This is a genomic window from Shigella sp. FC1967 (assembly GCF_001743005.1).
Taxonomy (GTDB): Bacteria; Pseudomonadota; Gammaproteobacteria; order Enterobacterales; family Enterobacteriaceae; genus Proteus.
In genome coordinates this window covers 1-6426 of sequence record NZ_MIIZ01000611.1, presented here as the reverse complement: position 1 = coordinate 6426, position 6426 = coordinate 1, and the positions used below count along the sequence as shown (strand labels likewise).

6 protein-coding genes, 1 pseudogene and 1 riboswitch are annotated in these 6426 nt (G+C 36.4%); of the genes and pseudogenes, 3 read left to right on the top strand and 4 right to left on the bottom strand.

Features of this window, described 5'->3' with window-relative positions; all coding sequences use genetic code 11:
* Positions 1-69 precede the first annotated feature (69 nt).
* A complete protein-coding gene (gene ygiD / locus BHE89_RS07355; protein WP_069369640.1) occupies positions 70-855 on the bottom strand; it encodes a 4,5-DOPA-extradiol-dioxygenase in 786 nt (261 codons plus the stop codon).
* Between the two features lie 177 nt (positions 856-1032).
* Entirely contained in the window at positions 1033-1686 is a 654-nt protein-coding gene (ribB, locus tag BHE89_RS07350; protein WP_069369641.1) for a 3,4-dihydroxy-2-butanone-4-phosphate synthase, read from the bottom strand.
* A gap of 124 nt (positions 1687-1810) precedes the next feature.
* Positions 1811-1970, bottom strand: a riboswitch (FMN riboswitch).
* A gap of 202 nt (positions 1971-2172) precedes the next feature.
* On the opposite strand from ribB, the gene ubiK reads away from it, so the two are divergent.
* Positions 2173-2493 carry a ubiquinone biosynthesis accessory factor UbiK gene (ubiK, locus tag BHE89_RS07345; RefSeq protein WP_069369642.1) on the top strand — a complete coding sequence of 107 codons (321 nt, stop codon included), beginning with the start codon at positions 2173-2175 and terminating at the stop codon, positions 2491-2493.
* Positions 2494-2591: 98 nt separating this feature from the next.
* Here the strand turns inward: ubiK and BHE89_RS07340 are convergent, their stop codons facing one another.
* On the bottom strand, positions 2592-3914 hold the full coding sequence (locus BHE89_RS07340) for a 6-phospho-alpha-glucosidase (RefSeq protein ID WP_069369643.1): 1323 nt from the start codon (positions 3912-3914) through the stop codon (positions 2592-2594).
* On the bottom strand, positions 3914-5542 hold the full coding sequence (locus BHE89_RS07335) for an alpha-glucoside-specific PTS transporter subunit IIBC (protein WP_069369644.1): 1629 nt from the start codon (positions 5540-5542) through the stop codon (positions 3914-3916). The genes BHE89_RS07340 and BHE89_RS07335 overlap by 1 nt, the downstream gene beginning before the upstream one ends.
* A 368-nt stretch (positions 5543-5910) precedes the next feature.
* Here BHE89_RS07335 and BHE89_RS25300 point away from each other — a divergent pair, with 368 nt between their 5' ends.
* Entirely contained in the window at positions 5911-6048 is a 138-nt protein-coding gene (locus BHE89_RS25300) for a GntR family transcriptional regulator (RefSeq protein WP_286145971.1), read from the top strand.
* Positions 6049-6100: 52 nt separating this feature from the next.
* Positions 6101-6426: pseudogene (locus BHE89_RS26945) on the top strand (GntR family transcriptional regulator); the annotation flags it as partial.

Sequence of the window (6426 nt, the reverse complement as noted above, 5' to 3'; positions counted from 1 at the left end):
TAAAAAAGGCCAAATTACATAAAAAGCGAATTTGACCTTTAGATTTATAAATTAGTTTATCGAGTAATCTTATCCAATTTGAAACGTCATCATGCTTAATGATTTATTCACAATATCATTATTTAGCAACGTTACTTTTTCACCCTCTTGTTTTAAACCTAATAGATATAACGCAGGTAAAAAATGATCGGGTGTAGGATGTGCTAATCGCCCTTCTTCTGTTGATAAGATCGTAAATAACGCTTCAGGTGCTTTATCGCTTCGTAAGCTATTTTCAACGGCATCATTAAAGGCTAATGCCCAAGGATAAGGTGTCGCATCACTATTTTGCCAATCCATCATTCTTAAATTGTGAACGATATTACCGCTACCAATAATTAAGACACCTTCTTTACGCAGCTCAACCAATTTTTGTCCCAATTCATAGTGCCATTGTGCTGATTGATGTGCATCAATGCTTAATTGAACAACGGGAATATTCGCATTGGGATACATTTTTTCAAGTATTCCCCAACTACCATGATCTAATCCCCATTGATCCATATCGAGTTTTAATTTAATCGGATCAATAAGATCTTCAATCAGCGCTGCTAAACCTATCGAGCCGCGTGCTGGGTATTTTATTGCATACAATTCTGGTGGAAATCCATAAAAATCATGAATTGTTTTTGGTTGCGACATTGCCGTTACATAAGTTCCATCAGTGTACCAATGGGCTGAAATTACTAAAATCGCTTTAGGCTGAGGAAGCGTTTCCCCTAATTTTGACCAGAGGCGAGTATATGTATTATTTTCTAATACATTCATTGGACTACCATGCCCAATAAACAGCGCTGGCATCATTTTTGTTTCCATAGCCACCTCTTATGGCGAGTGTTCTTATTACATAAGCATACTGCCTTCTTACTTGAAATATAGTCAAAGAAGTATGAAATAGTTATTCAAAAAATATGAAAAAAGCCACCTAAGTTTCCTTAAATGGCTTGAGATAAGTGTGTGTGTGTTTTCAGTGTCGTTTATAACATGTTAATTTCAGCCAGCTTTTTTCTCCTCACGAAGACGATAAGCCACTAAATCTTCAATAGTTAACACTGGCATATTGTGCTTTTTAGCAAAAGTAATCACTTCTGGTGCTCTTGCCATTGTGCCATCGTCATTGGTTAATTCGCATAACACGGCAACAGGTTTAAAACCAGCTAATGTTGCTAAATCAATCGACGCTTCAGTGTGTCCACCGCGCGTTAACACACCACCCGGTTGTCCTCGTAATGGAAATACGTGACCTGGGCGATTTAAATCACTTGGTTTTGCATTCTCAGCTGCCGCCGCACGTACTGTGGTTAAACGATCAGATGCTGAAACACCCGTTGTAACACCTTGTGCAGCTTCAATGGTTACTGTAAACGCCGTATGAAAATGACTGGTGTTATTTTCCACCATCATAGGTAAATCAAGTTGCTGACGACGTTCTTCTGTAATACATAAACATACAATACCACTACCATGGCGAATAGACATCGCCATTTGTTCTGTGGTCATTGTTTCTGCGACAAAAACCATATCGCCTTCATTTTCACGGTTCTCGTCGTCGAGCACCATCACGCCTTTACCCGCACGAAGGGCTTCTAGAGCAAGTTCAACACGTTCAAATGGATTACCGAATTCGGAAAGTAGCGTCTGATTCATGGTAAAAAAACCTCAATAATTAATGAAAGTTACCAGAACCAGGGCAGTCTTAGGAGTGGATCTCTGCTTAATAAATACACAAGCAGAAACAACAGGAACGGATACAATGATCCTACTGATGCTATTTTATTCTCTCCCATCCAGACTTTAACTGTCGGCTCCAGAATTACACTGGATCTGCTGACCTTTGCGTGACTATGGCAACACAAAGCGCTCGCGGGCTTTACCTAAGTATTCAGGTATCTACCGCCGGTGGGGACTTTCACCCCGCCCTGAGATTAACGGGGAAACTATACGCTTTAAAATTATAAGAGGCAATAATCAATCGGTGACAATCTTTGTTTCATCACATAATCATTTTACGACATACGGTTATTTAACTATTTATAATAAAAAAGTAACAATAATCTTGATATCTGGTTTTATTCCCTCTGTCCTCATATTACACTTAGCCTCAGCTTTCTATTTTATTTGTGAGGACTTTCCATGTTGGACCCAAAAAAACTTGAACAAGTCGCACGCCAAATCCAAAATGTTCTACCACAAGGCATTAAAGATTTTGGTGATGATATTGATAAAAAAATCCGCACTGTTCTGCAATCCCAATTAAACAAATTGGATTTAGTCAATCGCGAAGAGTTTGATGTACAAACTCAAGTCTTATTACGTACTCGTGAAAAACTTAATCGTTTAGAACAACGTTTAAATGAACTAGAAGCGGGTCTGCAGGCGAAACCTCAAGCTGAAGTGGCTCAAATTGAAGAAGTTGAAATTGTGGTAGAAACTCCCGCAGAAAATAAAGCTTAATCCATCCACTTTATTGCTTATTTAATCGATAAAGTAAAAACCCTGTACCTCATAAAGATACAGGGTTATTTTTTAAGACTGAATACATCCATTGACAACTATTTTAATTCTGGCCAATAGTCTTTATTCGCTTCAATTAAATCATCTAAAATCGCTTTTGCAACCGTCGCACTAGGTACCGTTTTAGACATCGTAATCGCCTGCCAAAGTTTTAAATATGATTTTTCAATCCACGCTTCTACCACTAATTTTTCAACTGCAACTTGCTGGCTCATCATCCCTTTTTGGAATAATGGAATTTTACCCATGACTAAAGGCTCTGGCCCATGACTTCCAACAATACAAGGGATCTCAACCATCGCTTCTGGATCAAAGTTAATAATTGAACCGTTATTAGGAACGATCAGTAACATTCTTTCTTGAGTATTAAACGCAATCGCTGTTGCCAGATCCACAATGTAAGAAGCATGTTCATCTATCTCGAGATGTCCTGCTGATGATTTACCCGCACTTGTGATAGCACGACAAGCGCTAAATACATTCTTTTCTCTGTGCTCCATCACTTCATTTGCACGAGTATGATGAGGATCTGAATGCTCAACGACATAATCTGGGAATAAATAGTATTTCAAGTAAGTATTTGGCATTGTTGATGGATCTAACGCCCACACATCTTTTGCTTTACCGAATGTATCATTCCAACTAGCTTCAACAGGCTCACCTGCTACTTTGGGAATGTATCCATGTTCGGCAACATGTTTACGAATAACAGGCAGTAAATCATTGCCCTGCAAATCTTCAACCTGAGTCCACCAGCCAAAGTGATTTAAACCGTAGTAACGAACCCGCATCTCTTTGCGTGATTTTAATCCTGCAATTTGCGCCATACGTGATTCAATGCCAATTGGCATATCACAAATATTTAAGATCTTCGCATTAGGTTTTAAACGACGAGTGGCTTCAGCGACAATGGCTGCTGGATTAGAATAATTTAGCATCCATGCATTTGGTGAATATTTTTCCATATAGTCAACCAATTCTAATACGCCACCAATAGAACGCATACCATAAGCAATACCACCAGGCCCACAAGTTTCTTGCCCTAATACACCATGGCGTAAAGGAATTTTTTCATCTTTTTCACGCATTGGATATTTACCAACACGGATATGTGCCATAACAAAATCAACATCTGTAAAAGCAGTTTTAGGATCTGTGGTATAGCAAAACTCAATTTCAGGTGCTTTTTCAGTAAGAATGATTTCACAAGCTTTAGCAATAGTTTCTTGCCGCTCGGCATCATTGTCATAAAATTTGATGGCTCTTAATGGAAAACGTTTTAAATTTTCCAGTAGCATCAAAATAATACCGGGTGTAAATGTACTACCGCCACCTGCAATTACGACTGAGAACTTCTTCATTATATAGCCTCCGACAAGGTGATATTTTGTGTATCTTCTTTCATAAGTTGTTCAATCTTGTCTCTCACTTGAGAAACGTGTAGCCCGATAATAATTTGTAATGCATGACCTTTACGCACCACACCATGTACACCGAGCCCTTTAAAATAGGCATCTGTTTCAACTATTTCGTTATCTATCACTTCAATACGTAAACGTGTTGCACAGTTATTTAAGGATTTGATATTTCCACTTCCCCCTAAGCCTTTGAGAATGCCTTTAGGAAGTACAAGCTTATGGTCCTCTTTTTCCGTTTTTGAACTATTTGAAACTTGTGACTTTTTATTTTTATAATCTTGTTTGCTATAAAGCTTTATCTCTTCGTCATTGTCTTCACGACCTGGTGTTTTTAAATTAAGTTTGATAATTAATGTTCTAAACACCACAAACCAAATCATTGTAAAAATAAGGCCGATGACAATTTGCGTGATAATCATTCCGTAATGGTTGTGAAACATAGGGATCCAATTCATAGGAAGAAAATTGTCAATGATCCCCCCGCCCATATTTCCAACAACCCCAAAATGATAAAGCGTCGTTGCTAATGTGGCGGCTAACACGGCATGAATTGCAAACAATAGTGGTGAGATAAATAAGAATGTGAATTCTAAAGGCTCTGTTATTCCTACAAATACAGCGGTCAATACAGAAGGTATTAGTAAACCTGCAATTTTGGCTCTATTTTTAGGTGCTGCAGTGAAATAAAGAGCAAGTGCTATACCAATAGAGCCAAAGACTTTGCTATTACCATGTAACGCAAAACCACCTTCAGGAAATAATTCTTTTAAAGATTGGGTGCTTTGACTGAAATATTGCATATTTTGCGCCCAATCAACTTGAATGCCATGTTCAGTAACTGCTGGGCCAAAAATAAAAGGTCCATAAATAAAATGATGTAAACCAGTAGGAATTAAAATACGTTCAAGAAAGGTATATATCCAAACCCCTAAAGAGCCTGATTCAACCATAAACACTTGCAAAGATTGAATGCCAATTTGTACTTTAGGCCAGAAAAATAACGTTATCCACGCTAAAGGTAACATCACAAAAAAACTAATTAATACAACATAAGATGTTCCTTGGAATATACCTAGAAATACAGGAAGCTGTTTATCGAAATAACGATTATGTATACCTGTTACAATACCAGCAATAATAATCGCACCGATAATACTGGTATCTAATGTTTTGATACCAGCAATCATTGTAAGGCCGCTATTTCCGCCGATTTCGCTTGTAAAGTCCACACCAAAATAACTGCCCCAAACAATCCCCATTGCATTAATAAAATAATTCCAAGTGAGAAAACTTACCATAACGGCAAGACAAGCTCTTGCTTGTGCTGTTTTGGCTAAACCTATTGGTAAACCAATTGCAAAAATAAGAGGCATATTACGGAAAACAGTCCAACCGCCCTCTTCAATAATATGAACAATTTGAGAAAATAAACTATCGGGTCTTAATAAATCTTCACTAATAAATAATGGGTTTTGTAATAGAATTGCAATGCCTACAACAATACCTGCAAAAGGAAATAGCAGGACAGGCGTAAACATGGCTCCACCAAATCGTTGTATTTGACTGAGCATAAAAATATCCTCTTATTTACTGCTACTGGGACGACATGCTATTTAATTTGTTTTTATTCTGTAAATGCAGATTAGATTCTTTTCTCTTTATTCTCTCACTCGAAATGAGTTATTCGTGATCTAATTCATATTATCTTTTAAGCAAAATGATCTACATTTTTATAAAAAAGTAGATCACTTTTTATTTTTATGATAACGTTCACATTTTCGACTTATAAAATCATTTTTCTATATTTCAAAAGATTAGACTCATAAAATTATAAATATTGAAAGCCGTTTTTTTAGAATAAAAAAGAGGTATAAAAGTGATCTATAAAAGACATTGCAAAAAAGCCTAAGAATTCAAATAAAATTCGGCAGGATATCAAATTGGTGACACATTACCTGCCGAAAAAATATTAGCAGAGCAATACTGTGTATCAAGGATGACTATCCGTAAAGCAATAGACTTACTGGTTATCGCTGGTTTATTAGAACGAAAAACAAGGCTCAGGGACTTATATTAAAGAGAAAGACGTTCATCATGAAAATGCAAGCTTAAAAGGTTTTGTCGAATTAATGGCAAATACAGGTCATAATGTAAGAAGTGAAGTAATAGAATTTAGTGTTATTCCCTGTCCTTTATCTATCGCGAGTAAATTACGAATTAATTCAAATGAACGTATTTTTTATTCAAGGCGAATACGTTACGTTGATAATAAACCGCTTATTGTTGAAGTAGTTATATGCCTGTTAAATATTTTAGTAATTTAACATTAACTCATTTAGAAGGTTCTAAATTTGATTTTATTGAAAATATTTGCCAAATAAAAATAGCAGGAAGTTATGAGACATTTCATCCTATTATGCCAGATAACAATATTTGTCAATTATTAAAAATAGTA